16 protein-coding genes are annotated in these 18,134 nt (G+C 65.1%); 12 read left to right on the forward strand and 4 right to left on the reverse strand.

Going from position 1 to position 18,134, the window contains the following annotated elements:
- The first annotated feature begins 328 nt into the window (after positions 1–328).
- From U1R88_RS11365 to U1R88_RS11395, 7 genes are all read left to right on the forward strand, one after another.
- Positions 329–838, forward strand: coding sequence for a flavin reductase family protein (locus U1R88_RS11365; protein ID WP_322431313.1), 510 nt, complete (start codon positions 329–331; stop codon positions 836–838).
- A gap of 21 nt (positions 839–859) precedes the next feature.
- Positions 860–2,098 (forward strand): SfnB family sulfur acquisition oxidoreductase, encoded by a 1,239-nt coding sequence (locus tag U1R88_RS11370; protein WP_322431314.1) that lies wholly within the window; start codon positions 860–862, stop codon positions 2,096–2,098.
- 121 nt (positions 2,099–2,219) lie between these two features.
- Positions 2,220–3,479: an SfnB family sulfur acquisition oxidoreductase gene (locus tag U1R88_RS11375; protein ID WP_322431315.1), complete on the forward strand. Its 1,260-nt coding sequence runs from the start codon at positions 2,220–2,222 to the stop codon at positions 3,477–3,479.
- Positions 3,480–3,505: 26 nt separating this feature from the next.
- Positions 3,506–4,699, forward strand: coding sequence for an FMNH2-dependent alkanesulfonate monooxygenase (gene ssuD, locus U1R88_RS11380; RefSeq protein WP_322431316.1), 1,194 nt, complete (start codon positions 3,506–3,508; stop codon positions 4,697–4,699).
- A 165-nt stretch (positions 4,700–4,864) separates the two neighbouring features.
- On the forward strand, positions 4,865–6,250 hold the full coding sequence (locus U1R88_RS11385; protein WP_322431317.1) for an LLM class flavin-dependent oxidoreductase: 1,386 nt from the start codon (positions 4,865–4,867) through the stop codon (positions 6,248–6,250).
- A gap of 70 nt (positions 6,251–6,320) precedes the next feature.
- Positions 6,321–6,770 carry an RrF2 family transcriptional regulator gene (locus tag U1R88_RS11390; RefSeq protein WP_322431318.1) on the forward strand — a complete coding sequence of 150 codons (450 nt, stop codon included), beginning with the start codon at positions 6,321–6,323 and terminating at the stop codon, positions 6,768–6,770.
- Positions 6,771–6,879: 109 nt separating this feature from the next.
- The gene (locus tag U1R88_RS11395; protein ID WP_322431319.1) at positions 6,880–8,247 is read left to right on the forward strand and encodes an FAD/NAD(P)-binding protein; all 1,368 of its coding nucleotides are present in this window, start codon (positions 6,880–6,882) and stop codon (positions 8,245–8,247) included.
- A gap of 313 nt (positions 8,248–8,560) precedes the next feature.
- On the opposite strand, the gene U1R88_RS11400 is transcribed toward U1R88_RS11395, so the two are convergent.
- The 3 genes from U1R88_RS11400 to U1R88_RS11410 are packed head-to-tail and all read right to left on the reverse strand — an operon-like array spanning position 8,561 to position 11,767.
- Positions 8,561–9,571 carry a zinc-binding alcohol dehydrogenase family protein gene (locus tag U1R88_RS11400; RefSeq protein WP_322431320.1) on the reverse strand — a complete coding sequence of 337 codons (1,011 nt, stop codon included), beginning with the start codon at positions 9,569–9,571 and terminating at the stop codon, positions 8,561–8,563.
- Positions 9,568–11,037, reverse strand: a complete 1,470-nt coding sequence (locus tag U1R88_RS11405) for a mannitol dehydrogenase family protein (RefSeq protein WP_322431321.1) — start codon at positions 11,035–11,037, stop codon at positions 9,568–9,570. Before U1R88_RS11405 ends, U1R88_RS11400 begins: the two co-directional genes overlap by 4 nt.
- A gap of 4 nt (positions 11,038–11,041) precedes the next feature.
- Positions 11,042–11,767 (reverse strand): GntR family transcriptional regulator, encoded by a 726-nt coding sequence (locus U1R88_RS11410; RefSeq protein WP_322431322.1) that lies wholly within the window; start codon positions 11,765–11,767, stop codon positions 11,042–11,044.
- 211 nt (positions 11,768–11,978) lie between these two features.
- Here U1R88_RS11410 and U1R88_RS11415 point away from each other — a divergent pair, with 211 nt between their 5' ends.
- The 5 genes from U1R88_RS11415 (at position 11,979) to U1R88_RS11435 (ending at position 17,833) form a co-directional block, all read left to right on the forward strand.
- Entirely contained in the window at positions 11,979–13,004 is a 1,026-nt protein-coding gene (locus tag U1R88_RS11415; RefSeq protein ID WP_082979697.1) for a sugar ABC transporter substrate-binding protein, read from the forward strand.
- Positions 13,005–13,098: 94 nt separating this feature from the next.
- Complete coding sequence (locus tag U1R88_RS11420) at positions 13,099–14,133, forward strand: ABC transporter permease (RefSeq protein ID WP_322431323.1); 1,035 nt, start codon at positions 13,099–13,101, stop codon at positions 14,131–14,133.
- Complete coding sequence (locus U1R88_RS11425; protein WP_322431324.1) at positions 14,133–15,092, forward strand: ABC transporter permease; 960 nt, start codon at positions 14,133–14,135, stop codon at positions 15,090–15,092. Before U1R88_RS11420 ends, U1R88_RS11425 begins: the two co-directional genes overlap by 1 nt.
- A 2-nt stretch (positions 15,093–15,094) precedes the next feature.
- Positions 15,095–16,624, forward strand: coding sequence for a sugar ABC transporter ATP-binding protein (locus tag U1R88_RS11430; RefSeq protein WP_322431325.1), 1,530 nt, complete (start codon positions 15,095–15,097; stop codon positions 16,622–16,624).
- 171 nt (positions 16,625–16,795) lie between these two features.
- Complete coding sequence (locus tag U1R88_RS11435) at positions 16,796–17,833, forward strand: NAD(P)-dependent alcohol dehydrogenase (protein ID WP_068287743.1); 1,038 nt, start codon at positions 16,796–16,798, stop codon at positions 17,831–17,833.
- Positions 17,834–17,850: 17 nt separating this feature from the next.
- On the opposite strand, the gene U1R88_RS11440 is transcribed toward U1R88_RS11435, so the two are convergent.
- Complete coding sequence (locus U1R88_RS11440) at positions 17,851–18,096, reverse strand: hypothetical protein (RefSeq protein ID WP_322431326.1); 246 nt, start codon at positions 18,094–18,096, stop codon at positions 17,851–17,853.
- Between the last annotated feature and the right edge of the window lie 38 nt (positions 18,097–18,134).

Here is an 18,134-nt window from a genome sequence, read left to right on the forward strand (position 1 = left end):
CCCCCCCCCCCCCCACCCCCCCCCCCCCCCGGGGCCCCCCGCGCCCCCCCCGCCCCCCCCCCCCCGGCCGGCGGTAGCGCTAAAGCCTGGATTGCCGGGGCAGGCCGGCGATGACAAAGCGCGGCCCCTGCTGACCGTGTCGGCTGTCGGAGCGTTGCCCTGATCATCGCGAAGGCAAGCTCTTCGCAATTTTTTTACCCATAAATTCTATAAAATCTATAGACAAAAGATTATTGCTATTGCACCATCCAACCACAACGCGCCGCTGGGTGCTCCAAGAAAGGGGAGGCGAGGCCTCCGCTGCTTCTTTCAGATGACGGATACGAACATGAATATCGCCGTGAAGCTGCCGCCGGTTACGGGGCCGAATCTGCGCGACGCCATGCGATTGGTTGCCGGTGGCGTCAGCGTGATCACCGCGGGTGAGGGGGACGAGCGTACCGGCCTCACGGCAACCTCGGCCGTGTCGCTGTCGGTCGATCCGCCGACCATGATCATCTGCGTCAATCGCGACGCTTCGGCCTGGCCGGTCATCCGCCGCTACGGGCACTATTGCGTGAACATCCTCGCCGACCATCAGCGCCATGTCGCCGATCGCTTTGCGGGGCGGGGCGGCATCAAGGGGGTGGCCCGCTACGAGAACGCCGGCTGGAGCCGTCTGTTCACTGGCGCCCTGGCACTGGAGGGAGCGCTCGCCTCCGTCGATTGCGAGGTCGAGGAATTCGTCGACCGTCACAGCCATTCCATCATCATCGGCGCTGTTCGCGGCATCCGCACAGCCGATGGCAGGCCGCTCGTCTACGCCCAGGGCGGCTATGGCGGCTTCCACCCTGCCTGATTGAAAAAGACCGGGATCATCATGACTATTTCCGTTGCGCCGCCGCTTACCTCCGCGCCGCCCCAGTTCGACCTCGAGCCCCAGGCCCATGTCATCGCCTCCGATGCCGAGGCGATCGAAATTGCCAAGACCCTGGCGGCGGAATTTGCAGCCGAGGCGGCGTTGCGCGATCGCGAACGGCTCCTGCCGGCCGCCGAACTCGACCGTTTTTCCAAGAGCGGCCTGTGGGGCATAACCATTCCCAAGGCCTATGGCGGCGCCGGCGTCTCCTGGGTGACGCTGACGGAGGTGATCAAGCTGATCTCGGCCGCCGATCCCTCCATCGGCCAGATCCCGCAAAATCACCTTGCCGCCGTCGACGTGATCAGGGCTACCGCTTCGGAAGAGCAGAAGAAATTGTGGTTCGGCCGCGTGCTCTCGGGCTACCGGCTCGGCAACGCCTTCTCGGAGGCCAAGTCCAAGCATGTCGGCGCCTTCGAGACCACGCTGACCCCCGATGGTGATGGCTACCGGGTCAAGGGTGAGAAGTTCTACGCCACCGGGGCCCTGTTCGCGCATTACATCCATATTGGCGCTGTCGATCCCGCCGGCAAGGTGAACCTGGCCATCGTGCCGCGCAACGCCGAAGGCCTCACCATCATCGACAATTGGTCGAGCTTCGGGCAGCGCACCACGGCGAGTGGCAATGTCCGCATCGACAATGTCCGGGTCGACCACGAGGGCGTGATCCCGGCCTATCTCGGCGGCGAGAACCCCTCCACCAACGGGGCTGTCTCCCAGATCATCCAGGCCGCGGTGGATGCCGGCATTGCGCGCGGTACCATCGAGGAGACCATCAAGTTCGTGCGCAACAATGTTCGACCCTGGATCGATAGCGGCCAGGAGCATGGCTATGAGGATGTCTTCACCATCGCCCAGATCGGCGATCTCAAGATCAAGCTCCATGCCGCCGAGGCCCTGCTGGAGAAGGCCGGGCGGGCCGTCGACGCGATCGTGGAACAGCCGACCGAGGAGGGCGTGACGGCGGCTGCCGTCGCGGTTGCGGAGGCCAAGGTGCTGACCACCGAGATCGCCATCCTCGCCACCAACAAGCTGCATGAACTGGGCGGTACGCGCTCGACCCTCGGCCAATACAATCTCGACCGGCATTGGCGCAATGCGCGCACCCATACGCTGCATGATCCGGTGCGCTGGAAATTCTTCCATGTCGGCAACCACGCCCTGAACGGCGTCAGCCCGCCGCGCCATCCCTGGAGTTGATTTCTTCGAGTGCACGGGCGTCACAGCGACATGCCTGCATGTCGCGATGCCCGCTCTTCCTTGCCGCTAGTGTTGAGTTTCCAAGATGCGGACAAGATGTCCGCGCTCCGCCGGAGTTCCCATGCCCACCGCCGCCGCCTTGACCGCCGATACCCCGCCTGAGCGCCTGGTTGCGTTCAAGGCACCCCCCCTGCGGGCCGGCAAGGCCCATATCATCAAGGATGATGCCGAGGCGCTTGCCGCCGCGCGCAAGGTCGCTGCCCGCATCGCCGAGACCGCGATCGAGCGCGACTGCGAGCGGCGCCTGCCCTATGAGGAACTCGACTGGCTGTCCGATGCCGGCCTGCTCGCCATCACCGTGCCCAAGGCCTATGGCGGCGCCGAGGTCTCATCGGGCACGCTGGCCGAGGTGATCGCGCTGCTCTCGGCGGCGGATGGCTCGATCGGGCAGATTCCGCAGAACCACTTCTTCATCCTGCACGCGCTGGGCCTGGAAGGCAGCGAGGAGCAGAAGCGCTTCTTCTACGGCCGCATCCTGGCTGGAGAGCGCATCGGCAACGCCCTGTCGGAGATCGGCACCAAGACCGCCCAGGACCATAACACCCGCCTCAGCAAGGATGGGCCGGTGCTGCGCCTCAACGGCCGCAAATTCTATTGCACCGGTGCCCTGTTCGCCCATTGGGTGGCCGTGGTCGCCAATGACGACGAGGCCCGATCGACCATCTCCTTCGTGCCGCGCCAGACGCCGGGGCTCGAGGTCATCGACGACTGGGCCGGCTTCGGCCAGCGGGTCACCGGCTCGGGCACGACCACGCTCGATAATGTCGAGGTGCATCCCTTCTCGGTGATCTCGCTGAAGGCCGTGTTCGATCGGCCGACCTCGATGGGACCGGTGGCGCAGATCATGCACGCGGCCGTCGAAGCCGGCATCGCGCGGGCCGCGCTCGCCGAGACGCTAAGCTTCGTGAAGAAGCATGCCCGGCCCTGGAAGGACAGCGGCCTCGATCACGGCTACGAGGATCCCTACACGATCGCCGGCATCGGCGAGGTGAAGATCCGCGTGGCTGCCTCCGATGCACTGCTGGAGCGGGCAGGGCGTTTTTCCGACATCGCCGTCGCCGATCCCACGGTGGAGACCGTCGCGGCTGCTTCGGTGGCCGTTGCCGAGGCCAAGGTTGCCTCCACCGAGGCTTCGTTGCTTGCCGGCAGCAAGCTGATCGAATTCGCCGGTTCGCGCGCCACCCAGGCTCAGTTCGGTTTCGACCGCTTCTGGCGCAACGCCCGTACCCACACCGTGCACGATCCCGTGCGCTGGAAATATCGCGCCATCGGCGACTACTGGCTCAACGGCATCAATCCGCCGCGCCACGGTGCCATCTAAACAAGTATACGACCAGAGACTTTACCATGCCCTATGATCTCGACCTGCCCCCGCCCGCCCAGGAAACCGACGTGCTCTGGTTCCTGCCGACCCATGGCGATGGGCGCTATCTCGGCAGCGAGCAGGGGGCCCGGCATGTCTCGCTCGGCTACCTCTCGCAGATTGCCAAGGCCGCCGACGAGCTAGGCTATTTCGGGGTTCTGCTACCCACCGGCCGTTCCTGCGAGGATAGCTGGGTCATCGCCTCGGCCATGGTGCCGCTAACCAAGCGCTTGCGTTTCCTCGTCGCGATCCGTCCCGGGCTGACCACGCCGGCCTTCGCGGCACGCTCGGCGGCGACCCTCGACCGGCTGTCGGACGGGCGGCTGCTCATCAATGTCGTAACCGGCGGCGATCCCGTGGAGCTGAAGGGCGATGGCGTCTTCCTCGACCATAAGGAGCGCTACGAGGTCACCGACGAATTCCTCGATATCTGGCGCGACCTCCTGCAGGGCGGCAAGATCACCCGTGAGGGCAAGCATCTGCGCATCGAGGACGGCGTGCTGCTCTATCCTCCCGTAAGCCAGCCCTATCCGCCGCTTTATTTCGGCGGGTCGTCGGAGGCGGGCAACGAGGTTGCCGGCAAGCATGTCGACGTCTACCTGACCTGGGGCGAGCCGCCCCAGCAGGTGGCGGAGAAGATTGCCAATGCCAAGGCGGTCGCCGCCAAATACGGCCGCACGCTCTCCTTCGGCATTCGCCTGCATGTGATCGTGCGCGAGACTTCGGCCGAAGCCTGGCGCGCAGCGGATGAGTTGATCTCCAAGCTCGACGACGAGACCATCGCCACGGCCCAGAAGGTGTTCGCGCGCATGGATTCGGTGGGGCAGAGCCGCATGCGGGCGCTGCATGGCGGATCGCGCGACAAGCTCGAGATCAGCCCCAATCTGTGGGCTGGCGTCGGCCTGGTGCGGGGCGGCGCCGGCACCGCCCTGGTGGGCAATCCCGACGAGGTCGCCGAGCGCATGAAGGAATATATGGCGCTCGGCATCGACCGCTTCATCCTCTCCGGCTATCCGCATCTGGAGGAGTGCTATCGCTTCGCTGAACTGGTCTTCCCCAAGCTCCCCCTGAAGAAGACAACCGGCAACGATCTCGGGCCTGCCCGCAATGCCGGCCCCTTCGGCGAGGTCATCGCCAATGTCGTGGCGCCCTCCCACCGCAAGACGGCGGCGGGATAACAGGCTTACCCTCCCCAGGACGGGGAGGGTCGACACGGAGTGTCGGGGTGGGGTGAGAACTCTGCTCGTGCTAGGTTTCCACCCCGCCCTGGCCTTTCAGGCCGCCCCCAGACCATTCCAAGGGGAATGGTCGACCCCTTCAGGGGAGGGTAAAGAAGCCGAGTGATGTCCAAACCCATCCGCTTCAATGCTTTCGAGATGAACTGTGTGGCGCACCAGTCCCCCGGGCTGTGGCGCCATCCCAGGGATCGTTCGCGCGCCTATAATCGGCTCGATTATTGGCTCGATCTGGCCCGCATCCTGGAGCGAGGCCTGTTCGACGGGCTGTTCCTGGCCGACGTGCTGGGCGTCTACGATGTCTATGGTGGCAATGACGAGGCGGCCCTGCGCCATGCCACGCAGATCCCGGTGAACGATCCCCTGCTGCTCGTGCCGGCCATGGCGGCGGTGACGCAGCACCTTGGTTTCGGCGTCACCGTCAATCTGAGCTATGAGCCGCCCTATGGCTTCGCGCGCCGGATGTCGACGCTGGACCACCTCACCGAAGGGCGTATCGGATGGAATATCGTCACAGGCTATCTCGACAGCGCCGCCCGCGGGGCCGGCAAGGATAAGCAGACGGCGCATGACGATCGCTATGCCATCGCCGAGGACTATATGGCGGCAGTCTACAAGCTCTGGGAGGGAAGCTGGGCCGATGATGCCGTGGTCGCCGATGCTGAGGCCGGCGTCTTTACCGTTCCCGAGCGGGTCCGTAAGGTCCAGCATGACGGCCCGCATTTCCGCATCGACGCCGCGCATCTGAGCGAACCCTCGCCGCAGCGCACGCCGGTGCTCTACCAGGCCGGGACTTCGCCGGCGGGGCTCGGCTTCGCAGCGCGGCATGCCGAATGCGTCTTCATATCCGGGCCGAGCCGCAAGGTGATTGCCGGCCGGGTGGCGGCGATCCGGCAGGCGGCTGCACGCGTTGGACGTAACCCTGCGGATATCCTGATCTTCACCCTGCTGACGGTGATCGTGGCACCCACAGATGAGGAGGCGGCGGCCAAGCTCGCCGATTATCGTCGCTATGCCGATCACGAGGGAGCGTTGACCTTGATGTCCGGCTGGACCGGCGTCGATTTCTCGCAACTCGATCCCGATGCGATCGTGGAGCATGTCGAGAACGAGGCCGGGCGCTCGGCGCTCGAGAACATCACCCGAGCCGATCCCGATCGCCGCTGGACGGTGCGCGAAGTCGCCGAACATGTGGCGATCGGCGGCATCGGCCCGGTCGTGGTGGGTTCGCCTGCCAGCGTTGCCGATGAGCTGGAGGCCTGGGTCGATGAAACGGGGATCGACGGCTTCAACCTCGCCTTCGCGGTGCGCCCGGAGACCTTCGGCGATGTCGCCGATCTGCTGGTGCCGGAACTGCAACGGCGGGGGCGCTACAAGACAGCCTATGCCGAAGGAACCTTGCGCGAGAAGTTGTTCGGCGCATCGCCAAGTCTGCCCCAGAACCATGCCGCATCGAATTATCGCCAGCTTCGGCAGGCTTTGGAGACGGCATGAGTAGCAAATCAGCCCTTTTACGATTACCAGAGGGCTGAAGTGGATTTCCGAATCGCAGTCCGGGGGCCGCATGCTGACGAAAAAGGGCAAATATGGCCTCAAGGCAATGGTGCATCTGGCCGGCGCTGAGCCCGGCAAGCCATGTCTTGTCTCCGATATCGCCGAACAGAATGGTATTCCCAAGAAGTTCCTCGACACGATTCTGGGCGAGTTGAAGAATGCCGGCTTCCTGCATTCGAAGAAGGGCAAGGGCGGGGGCTATGTCCTGGGACGGCCGGCGAGCGAGATTCGCGTCGGCCATATCGTGCGCGTGCTCGATGGGCCGCTCGCGCCCATCCCCTGCGCCAGCCGCACGGCCTATCAGCGTTGTGACGACTGTTCCGACGAAAGCCAATGCGCGGTGCGCCTGATGATGCTGGAAGTGCGCCAGGCGATTTCGACCGTGTTGGACAATCGCAATCTTGCCGAGATGCGGGCGCTGGCCGATCTCGACGACCTGACCCTGATGTACCACATCTGATCTCCGGCCCGGCAACGGGCGGGTTTTTCGCACGATTCACGGATCGGGACACCTTGTAGGTGGTACGTGTTTGATCTATCAAATTGGTAGATTAATTGAAGCGTGCAGCATGTCGACCAGCCCTTCCGTCTCCTCCAGGCATATCGTCGTCATCGGAGGCGGAGCGAGCGGGGTTTTGATGACGGCCCATCTCCTGCGTCATCACCATCCCGAACTGCGTGTGACGCTGGTGGAGAAGAGCCGGGAGCTCGGCGCTGGTGTCGCCTACGGCACCAGCCATCCCGATCATCTCCTGAACGTACGCGCTGCCAATATGAGCGCCTATCCGGACGATCCCGACCATTTCTGGCGCTGGGTCGGCGAGCATAGCAGCAGCCATTGTCCGGATGCGCAGTCCTTCGCGCCGCGGCGCCTCTATCGCGACTATCTTGCAGATCTGCTGTCGCCGCATCTCGTGCAGCGGCCGGGCAGCCGGCGCCTCGCCATCGTGCAGGACGAGGCGGTGGGTTTTGCCGATACGGGGCAGGGCGTCGTTGTGCAACTGGGCGGGGGAGAGCGGCTGCACGCCGACATCGCCATTCTTGCCACTGGAAACGAAGGGCCCAAGCTGCCGCCGGCGTCCTGGCGTTTCGATGGCTGGTTCGATGCGGGGCCGGCCGCCTTCTCCCCCGATGCCGACGTCGTCATCGTCGGAACCGGCCTCACCATGGCCGACCGAGTCCTGTCGCTGCTGCATGCCGGGCATCGCGGCCGGATCACCGCCATTTCCAGGCGCGGCCTCAGCCCGCAAGCCCATCGGCCGGTCCAGCCGCTACGCCTCGACGCCGCCGACATTCCCTATGGCACTGGGATCGTCTACCTCACGCGCTGGCTGCGCCGGCTCGTGGCCGAGCACCGGCGATCAGGCGGGGATTGGCGCGCCATTGTCGATGGTTTGCGGCCCTATACGCAGCCTCTATGGCGCAGCCTGTCCCAGGAGGCGCGCCGGCGCTTCCTGCGCCATGCCCGGGCCTGGTGGGACATCCATCGCCACCGCATGGCCCCGGATGCTGCTGCGCGCATCGAGGCGGCGCGCCGGACGGGTCAACTTGCCATCGTGGCGGGCCGGGTTATCGGGTTCGATCCGCAGGGGAGCCGCGTGGCCGTACGCTACACCGCCCGCACCGGTGCGACCGAAAGACGGATCGATGCCGATGCCGTCTTCGAATGCCGCGGCCGCGCTGCCGACGTCACCGCCACCGAAAATCCGGTTCTGCGCCAGTTGCTGGCTGATGGCAGGGTGCGGCCCGACAGCCTTGGCCTCGGGCTGGACGTCGACCTCGATTGCGGCGTGTTGCGGGCCGACGGCTCGCCCTCGGACCGGCTCTTCGCGGTAGGACCGATCACCTCGGGCACGTTCTGGGAGATCGTGGCCGTGCCGGATATCCGCCAGCAGGTCGCCAAGCTGGCGGGCAATCTGCTGGGGGCACCTGCTTAAAAATCGAAGGCTTCCCGGTTGCGGTGGGCGTGGAAGTCTCGATGTTTGACAGAACGAGACGCGACCAGCCTTCTCCACGAAGTGGGGAAGGTGTCATTTCGCAGAAATGACGGATGGGATGTGGCGGGCAGCACGCCATGCGTAACACGATAGCAGAGCCATTCCGCCGCACTTGGAAGGAGTGAGCGTGGCACGCCACACCCCATCCGTCACGACTTCGTCGTGCCACCTTCCCCACTTCGTGGAGAAGGCTGGTCGCGCCTTCTTCGCCGGGGAAGTAAGGCAACCGCGTGGTTTGAGACACGCAGGCTGCCTAGACGGTCAGGATCGCCTTGATCACGCCGGCTTCCGGCCTGGACCATTCCGGTATCAGGCCCGGCGCATCGTCCAGGCTGCCCTCATGGCTGGCCAGGGCGTGCAACGGCACCTTGCCGTCCCGCATCGCCTGCAGCACGGTCTCGAAATCCTGCCGGACTGCATTGCGGCTGGCATAGAGCGTGGTCTCGCGCTTGTGGAATTCCGGATCGTTGAAGGCGATATCCGCGCGCACCAGCGACAGAAGCACATAGGCGCCGCCATGGCCGACGAGGTCGAAGCCCTTCTGCATGGCGCCCGGGCTGCCGGTGGCGTCGACGACGCAATCGAAGAAGTCGCCGCCCGTTGCATCGCCCAGGCGTTCCCGGATGTCGGCCGAAGCCTCGAAGACGGCATCCGCCCCCAACTCGTCCGCGCAGAAGGCGAGGCGGCGGGGGTTCACGTCGACGACGCTGACATGGGCGCCCGCCACCCTGGAGAAGACGGCCGCCGCGATGCCGATGGGGCCGGCGCCGACGACGGCCACCCGCTGTCCCGGCCCGATGCCGCCGCGCGCCACGCCATGGGCGCCGATGGCCAGGAATTCGACCATGGCGGCCTGGCTTGCCGTCAGGCCGTCGGCCGGAATGACGTTGGCTTCGGGCACCGCGATATAGTCGCATGCCCCGCCATCGCGATGCACGCCCAGGACTTCCAGGTGCTGGCAGCAATTCGTCTTGCCCATCCGGCAGGCGCGGCAATGGCCGCAATAGATCGTCGGCATGATCGAGACGATCTGGCCCGTGCGCAGGGCCGATCCCGCCGGGGCGCTGACGACTTCGGCGCCAAGCTCATGCCCGATGACTCGGGGATAGCTCAGATAAGGCTGGTTGCCGTGGAAGATGTGATAGTCGGTGCCGCAGACGCCGACATGGCGAATGCGCACCAGCACCTCGTTCCCGGCGGCGTGCGGCTCGTCGCGCTGGATGATGCTCAGCTTGCCGGGTTCGTCGCAGCTCAGGGCTCTCATTTCTGTCTCCAGGATTGGGCGGCATTCAGGACGCCTTGGGTGGCGATCGCCCGATAGGCCGCCTGCAGATCGTCGACAAAGGCCGCATTGCGCGGCAGGTCCTCGCCGAAAACGGCGGAAAGGCCGAGAAAAGCCCCGACCACCGCCTGCGGAGCGGTGTTGTGCTGGTCGGGCTGGCCGGTCCAGGCCTCGAAGGTCGGGTCGTTGAGGGGAAGGGCACGGCCCTGGTCGTCGCTGCCGCCGCAGGACCGGATCCAGGCGGCGACGGCGAAGACGAGCGGATCGCAAGGCAGCCCCTTGGCGAGGCAATCGCGCAAGGGCGACAGAATGCGTTGCGGCAGCTTCTGCGAAGCGTCGGAGGCGATCTGCGCGGTGCGGTGATGCAGCGAGGTGTTCTCGTAGCGGCCGAGAAGCTGCCTCGTATAGGCGAAGGCCCGGTCGGCGGGAATGGCCAGCGTCGGGATCGCACACTGCCAATAGCGCTCGATCAGGCCGCGGATGACAGGATCGGCGATCGCCTGGGCCACGAAGTCATGGCCGGCCAGCCGTCCAACCGCGGCGATGGTGGAATGGGTGCCGTTGAGCAGGCGCAGCTTCATATGTTCGAAGGGCTCGACATCATCGGTGAACTCGACGCCGCTTTCCTCCAGCCGCGGCCGTCCGGCGGCAAAGCGATCCTCGATGACCCACTGGCTGAACGGCTCGCCCAGCACCGGCCAGGCATCTTCGAGGCCGAGCGAGGATGAAATGGCCGCGCGGTCGGTGTCGGTCGTCGCCGGCACGATGCGGTCGACCATGGAGGATGGGGAGGGGATCTCGCCGGCGATATAGGCTGCCAGGTCCTTGTCCCGCAGCGCGGCGAATTCGCCGAGCACGCGTTTCAGCGTGCGCCCGTTTTGCGGAAGGTTGTCGCAGGAGAGGACGGTGAAGGGGCGAGTGCCATTGCGGCGGCGACGCGCGATCGCTTCCACCAGGAAACCGAGGGCCGAGCGCGGCACCTGCGGATTGGCGAGATCATGCACGATGTCGGGGTGGTCCTGCCTCAGGCCGCCGCTCCCTAGATCGACCCCATAGCCCTTCTCGGTGATCGTCAGCGTGACGATCCGGATGGCCGGATCTGTAAGCTGGTCCAAGAGAAAGCCGGGATTCTCCGGCGCGACGGCGACTCCGAGCACCGAGCCGATCACGCGCAACTCCTCGCGGCCGCTGTCGCGGATGGCAAGCGTATACAGGCCGTCCTGGGGGACGAGGGCATCGCGCGTCTCTCTGCCGCGCAGCGAACTGCCGAGGATGGCCCAATCCGTCTCGCCGCGTGCCAGGCAATCATCGATGGCAACGGCCTGGTGCGCCCGATGGAAGGCGCCCGTGCCCAGATGCACGATGCCGGGCCGGATGGCCGCCCGATCATAACGCGGCGTGGCGATGCCCGGCTTGAGATGGGCGAGGGTGCTGGTACCGAGACGCATCGGGCTACTCCGTTACATAGGGGCCATACTCATCCGGCAATTGGGCGAGCATGGTGAAGATCATGTCGAGATGCCGTTCGAGCCGATCGGCGGCCTCATTCGTCCTGCCGTCGTCGAGGGCATCGAGTACGGCCAGATGCTCTTCCAGCACCAGGGGGAGGCGCGACGGCGTACCGAACAACCGCACGAAGCGGGCGAGGCGGGCACGGACCTGCAGGATGGTCGGCCATACGCCTTCGCGCTCGGCAAAGCCGGCAAAGGCGTAGTGGAAGCGCTCATCCTGCTCGAAGAAGCGGTCCTTGTCGTCGGCAAGCATGGCCTGGCGCTGTGTCTCCACGATGGCGCGCGCCTTGGCGCTCTTGGCCGAGGTCCAGCGGGCGGCAGCTTCGCGCAGCAGGGCCAGTTCCAGATGCTTGCGGATGAAATGGCTGTCGCGCACTTCGGCCAAGCGGATGGGGGAGACGAAGCTGCCCTGCTGGGGATAGACGTCGATCAGGCCGTCCTCGCTCAACCGTACCACCGCCGAGCGCACCGGCGTGCGTGAGACGCCGAAATGGCGGCAGATGCGATTCTCGCTGATCGAGGTGCCGGGCATCAGCCTCACCGTGATGATGGCCTGCTTGAGGGCTTCATAGATCTGGTCGCCCACCGGGTGCTTGCGATTGATGTCGACGGCAAAGCCCAGCCCGTCCTCGTCAGGCCCGGGCTGTTTGTTGGGCAAGGCAGACATCGGCCGGCTCCTTCAAAACCGCAATGATCGCAATGATATGGCGCTCCATCCTGAATCGGAATGGCATGGAGGGAAGACCATGATCGCAACCATCATCTCGCAAACACTGTTGCATATGTTGAGCTTGGATCCTAGTATCCAGATCTGTCAAGCGGGGCCACACGACATGAGGAGCGCCCGCGGCACGTCATGCCCAGAGGGAGGGAATTTCATGTTCGTTCGACGTCAGCTCTTTGCTTGCGCGGCTATGGCTGCCTTGCTCGCCGGTGCCTTGCCCGCCCTGGCCGCCGACGATACCAAGGTGGCGCTGGTGCCCGGTGGCCCGCACCCTTATTTCTCGGCCTGGGACCAGGCCGGCAAGGACGCAGCCAAGGATTTCGGGCTCGGTGCGGCCGACTACAAGGTTCCGCAGAAATGGGAACTCAGCCAGCAGAACGAACTGCTCGAGAGCCTGGTCACGCAGGGTTACAATGCGTTCCTGATCTTCCCGGGCGATCCGGTCGGTTCGGTCGCCACCGCCAATGAGCTCGCCGATACCGGTGCGCCGGTGATGGCCCTGGCCGGCTGCCTGAAGGATCCCTCCAAGGCCGCCTTCTGCCTCGGCACCGATACCGGCAATTCGGCCTATCTCGGCACCAAGGAACTGTTCAAGGCGATGGGCGGCAAGAAGCGCATCGCTCATTTCACCGGCTTCCTGGTCGATCCCAACACCCAGCTCCGCATCGACGCGGTGAAGAAGGCTGCCGAGGAAGAGGGCGGGCAGGTGGTGCAGGTCATTGCCGACATCGACGCCCCCGAGCCGGCGGAAGAGAAGATCAATGCTTACCTTGCCGCCCATGCCGGCGAGATCGACGGCATCGTCACCACGGCCTGGGTGCCGGCGGTGGTTGCCTCCAACGCCTTGCGCAAGATCGGCGACAAGCGCATCAAGATGGTCGGCATCGACCATGACGAGGTGGTACTCAAGGCGATCAAGGACGGTTTCGTCAGCGGCACCATGCTGCAGAACCCTTATGGCCAGGGCTATATCGGTTCCTTTGCAGCCGACAAGCTGCGCAATGGCTGCACCGTCAAGGCCGATGCGCCCTGGAAGTCCAATGCGCTGACCAGCCACTTCATCGATTCCGGCACGGTCTTCGTCGATGCTTCCGGCGTGGACAATTACATCTCGGCCATGCAGGGCATCACCAAGACGCTGCTGGCAAGCTTCGAGAAGACCTATCTGACCTGCAAGTAACGGTATTGGGCCGAGGCCTGCATCCCGTCCCGTGCGGTGGGAATGGCGTCTCGGCCCGTTCCAACCAGTATTCCTACGGAGCTCGAGACCGTCGATGGCCGGTGACGAATCCCCAACCGCAACGCTCGCCCCGGCGACCGGCAAGCCGATGCAGAGCGGCACGGTGCGCTTCTACCTGACCAACGAGTTCGGGCTTCTGGTCCTGATCGTGGCTTTCGCCTGCCTGTTCGGCCTCGCTACCAAGGGCTTCTTCTCCCCCTTCAACCAGTTCACGCTGGGGCGCGTCGCCGCCGTCAACATCATGGTCGGCCTGTCCATGATGGTGGTGATCGTCACCGGCGGCCTGAACCTGGCTGTCGGTGCCATCGGCGTCTGCGCGGCCATGGCTTTCGGCGCCCTGGTGGAGCTGGCGGGCTTGCCCTGGCCGGTTGCCGCCCTCGGCGCCATCGCCCTGGCGGCGGCGCTCGGCTGGATCAACGGCTTCGTCGTGGTGCGTTCCGGCCTGCACAGCTTCATCATCACCCTGGCCAGCATGAGCATCTTCTTCGGAATGATGATCTACTTGACCAAGGCGCAATCCTTCCGCGGCATTCCGGCCGATTTCTCCAATTTCGGGCGGCTGCGCCTGTTCGGCCTGGTCTCGCCGCTTCTCGTCGTCGCCCTGGTCGTGGCCGTGGTGCTCGGCGTGCTCTATCGCTTCACCGTTCTCGGCCGCGAGATGTTGGCGGCGGGCGCCCGTCCCGAGGCTGCAGAGCTTTCCGGCGTGCGTGTTGGGCGGACATTCATCCTCTGCCACATGTTGTCGGGCGCTCTTGCCGCCATCACGGCCATGCTCGTGGTGGCGCGCACCGGCGCTGCCATTCCCTCGATGGCCGGACAGCTTGGGCAGGATTGGCTTTTGCCGGCCTTTCTCGGTCCTGTGCTCGGCGGCACGCTGCTCAGCGGCGGCCGGGTCTCGGTCAGCGGCACGGTGCTCGGCGCCATCCTGGTGACGATGCTCACCAACGGCCTGCTGCTGCTGCAGATCGGTGAGTTCTGGGTGCAGGCCTGTCTCGGCTGCCTGTTGCTCACCGCCGTGCTGATCGACAAGGCACGCCGTTCCTATCTCGCCCATCGGAGGATGGTGTGATGCCCCGTTTCATGCAGACAGACTGGTTCGGACCCCTGGCGATCGCAGTGGTGGCCATCGCCCTCATCGCCAGCTTCAATCCGTCCTTCCTGTCGCCGCTCAACATCCAGGTGTTGCTGCTCGCCATCACCGTGAACATGCTGATCGCCTTCTCGCAGATGATCATCATCGCCATCGGGCAGATGAACCTGGCGGTTGGCGCCATCGGCGGGCTCGCCGCGATCTCCTTTGCCGGCATGATGCAGGTCTGGGGTTTGCCGGCGCCGCTGGCCGCGCTGCTGGCGGCGGGGATCGGCCTCCTGGCCGGCGTCGTCAACGGTGCCTTCATCGCCGGCACCGGCATCTCGGCCTTCGTGATCACCCTGGCCACCCTGTCGGTGTTCAAGGGCATCAACCTCGCCATCACCAAGGCGCAGCCCTTTTACGGCGTGCCGCAGAGCGTCAAGGATTTCGGCAACACCACCTTTCTGGGGCCCTTGCCCTGGTTGGTCATCCCCGCCGCTATCGTGTTCGCAGCGATGTGGTACCTGCTCAACCGCCTCCCCCTCGGACGGTTCATCCTGGCCGTGGGCGGCAACCCCCATTCGGCTGAGTTGTCGGGTATCTCCGTGACGCGGACAGTGATTACCGCCCATGCCATTTCGGGGCTCCTGGCGGCCCTGGCCGGTATCGCGCTGGTGGCGCGGCTGGAGATTGGCCAGCCGACCATCGGTGACGACTGGCTGATCCTCTCCTTCGCCGCGCCGGTGATCGGCGGCGCCGTACTGGCCGGCGGTCATGTCTCCAGCTTCGCCACGCTGCTCGGCGTGATCATCGTTGCCATCATCACCCAGGCGCTCGTGCTCTTCCATATCGACCCCTTCCTGGTGCAGGTCGTTCTCGGCGCGCTGATCCTGTGGGCCGTCGGCATGAACCGCTGGCGCGAGATCCGCGTTAACAGCGGCCTGAAAAGGATCTGAACATGGCGGCTCAGACTTCGGCTCCGGTCTTCCAGGCGCGCGGCGTCAGCAAGTTCTTTCCCGGCGTGAAGGCCCTGGAAGGCGTCTCGATTTCGCTGCGCCCGGGCTCGATCCATGCCCTGCTGGGCGAGAACGGCGCCGGCAAATCCACGCTGATCAAGCTGATCACCGGCGTGCTCAAGCCCGACGAGGGCGAACTGGTGGTGGATGGGCAGCCCGCCCATTTCGCCTCGACACGTGACGCCATCGCCAGGGGAATCGGCGTCGTGCATCAGGAGCGCAACCTCATCCCGCGCTTCTCGGTGGGCGAGAACATCATGCTGGAACGCCTGAGCGCCAGCCTGTTCAGGCCGATCGACTATGCTGCGGTGAATGCCGAGGCGCGGCGCTGGCTCGACGTGCTCGGGCTCGATCTTGACCCGACCACGCCGGTCTCGCAGCTCAGCGTCGCCAAGATGCAACTCGTCGAGATCGCCAAGGCGCTGTCCCTGCGCTCGCGCGTGCTGCTGCTCGACGAGCCCACGGCCTCCCTCACGCCGCACGAAACCGTGGCCCTGTTCGCGTTGCTCAAGAAGCTCAGGGACGAGGGCGTCAGCATGCTCTTCGTCAGCCACAAGCTGGAGGAAGTGCAGGAGATCTGCGACCAGGTCACCGTGCTCCGGGACGGACGCAATGCCTGTGACAGCCGCTCGATGGAGGGGCTCGGCCGCCAGGACCTCGTGCGCCTGATGATCGGGCGCAGCGAGCAGATCCCGGACTGGAAGCCGCGCGACCACGCTGGGGCACCGCCCGTTCTACAGCTCGAAAAGGTGGCCACGCCCTTCGGCCATCGCGACATCGATCTCACCGTGCGCCGCGGCGAGATCGTCGGGCTCTATGGCCTGGTCGGGGCAGGGCGCACCGAGCTCGCCAAGTCGATCATGGGGCTGCAGCCGGCGACGTCGGGCACCATCCGGCTCGACGGCAAGGAGGTGGCCATCACCAGTGTCGGCGAGGCCATCCACACCCACCGGCTCGGCTATGTCAGCGAGGACCGCAAGCAGGAGGGGCTCATCCTCCTGCATTCGGTGCTGGACAATGCCGGCATCGCCATCTGGCGCAAGCTTGCCGGCTTCGGTGGCATGCTCACCGATCGCACGGTGCGCAAGGCCACCGAGCCCTATATCCGCAAGCTGGAGGTGCGAACGCCTTCCCTGGGGCAGCTCGTCGGCAATCTCTCCGGCGGCAACCAGCAGAAGATCAGCGTGGCCAAGTGGCTGGCGGCCGGCGTGAAGCTGCTGATCATCGACGAGCCCTCGGTTGGAATCGACATCAAGACCAAGGCCTATCTGCATGAATTGATTCGCGAACTGTCGGATGCCGGCACCTCGATCCTGCTCATCACCTCCGACATGCCGGAGATGATCGCCCTGGCCGACCGCATCGTGGTGATGAACGGCTACCGTGTGGCCGGAGACCTGCACAACAGCCGCGACTACGGCGCCATGAGCGAAGGCATCATGAACCTGATCCATAAGATCGATGCGGCGTGAAGGCCGGTTTGGCGTCGATGCCACCGGTCGGCACCGATAGCTGGTAATATGTCCGCCGGCTTGCCGTCGCCGCTTGCCCGACTTGGTTGATTGTCGCAACAAACTGGCGATAATGTCGGATGAATACGCGCCGGCTCTTCGGCGACGTCAGCCCGAACCCGGAGGAAACCCATGCGCGCCCTTGTCCTTGAACGCCAGCACGAATTGTCGCTGCGCGAGATCGATCTCCCGCTCGAAGTCGGCCCGACCGATGTGAAGATCGCGCTGCACACCGTCGGCGTCTGCGGCAGCGACGTGCACTATTACACCCATGGCCGCATCGGTAATTTCATCGTCAATGCGCCGATGGTGTTGGGCCATGAAGCAGCGGGCACCGTCGTGGAGGTCGGCTCGAAGGTGACGAACCTCAAGGCCGGTGACCGCGTCTGCATGGAGCCCGGTGTTCCGGACCTGAGCTCGCGCGCTTCCAAGCTCGGCATCTACAATGTCGATCCGTCCGTAACCTTCTGGGCCACCCCGCCGGTGCATGGCGTGCTCACGCCCTTCACGGTGCATCCGGCGGCCTTCACCTACAAGCTGCCCGACAATGTCTCCTTCGCCGAAGGCGCGATGGTGGAGCCCTTCGCCGTCGGCATGCAGGCGGCGGCGCGGGCCCGCATCGCGCCCGGCGATGTCGGTGCGGTGATCGGCGCCGGCCCGATCGGCATCATGGTTGCGCTCGCCGCCCTGGCCGGCGGCTGCAGCAAGGTGCTGATTTCCGATTTCAGCAAGGAAAAGCTTGAGATTGCCGGCCGCTATGACGGCATCATTCCCGTCGACCTCACGAAGGAAACCTTCGCCACCGCCATCGCGCGGGAGACCGACGAATGGGGCGCCGACGTGGTGTTCGAGGCGAGCGGCAGCGCCAAGGCCTATAACGGCATCTTCGACCTGGTGCGGCCCGGCGGCGCGCTTGTGCTTGTCGGCCTGCCGGTGGAGCCGGTCAATTTCGACGTCCCCGGCGCCATCGCCAAGGAAGTGCGCATCGAGACGGTGTTCCGCTATGCCAACATCTATGACCGTGCGATTGCGCTGATCGGTTCGGGCAAGGTGGATCTCAAGCCGCTGATCACCGGCACCTATGCCTTCAAGGATTCCATAGCAGCCTTCGAGCGTGCCGCCAGGGCCCTGCCCACGGACGTGAAACTGCAGATCCTGATGGAAGACTGACGGGGCGAAGGGCGGGGCTATTCGGTCTCGCCATACGCATCTTCCTGATGCACAAGGCGGCATCCTGCGGTGCCGCATTCCACATCGAGGATGCGGTGGGAAGTGCCGCCGCAATTGGCCTGGAATACCGATGTGGAGTCGCGGTGATAGATCGAAGTGATCTTCGCGCCGAGGCAGCCATTGCGTGCCAATACGCCTGCAAGCTCACCGTCGCCGGCATTCGCTTGCTTTGAAGCGAGGCCGGCCAGAATGCCGGCTATCAAGAGAGTTCTGTGCATTCAAAAACCCTGCCCTGGTTCGA

Origin of the sequence: Labrys sedimenti, assembly GCF_034424805.1 — a bacterium.
GTDB classification, from domain to species: Bacteria; Pseudomonadota; Alphaproteobacteria; order Rhizobiales; family Labraceae; genus Labrys; species Labrys sedimenti.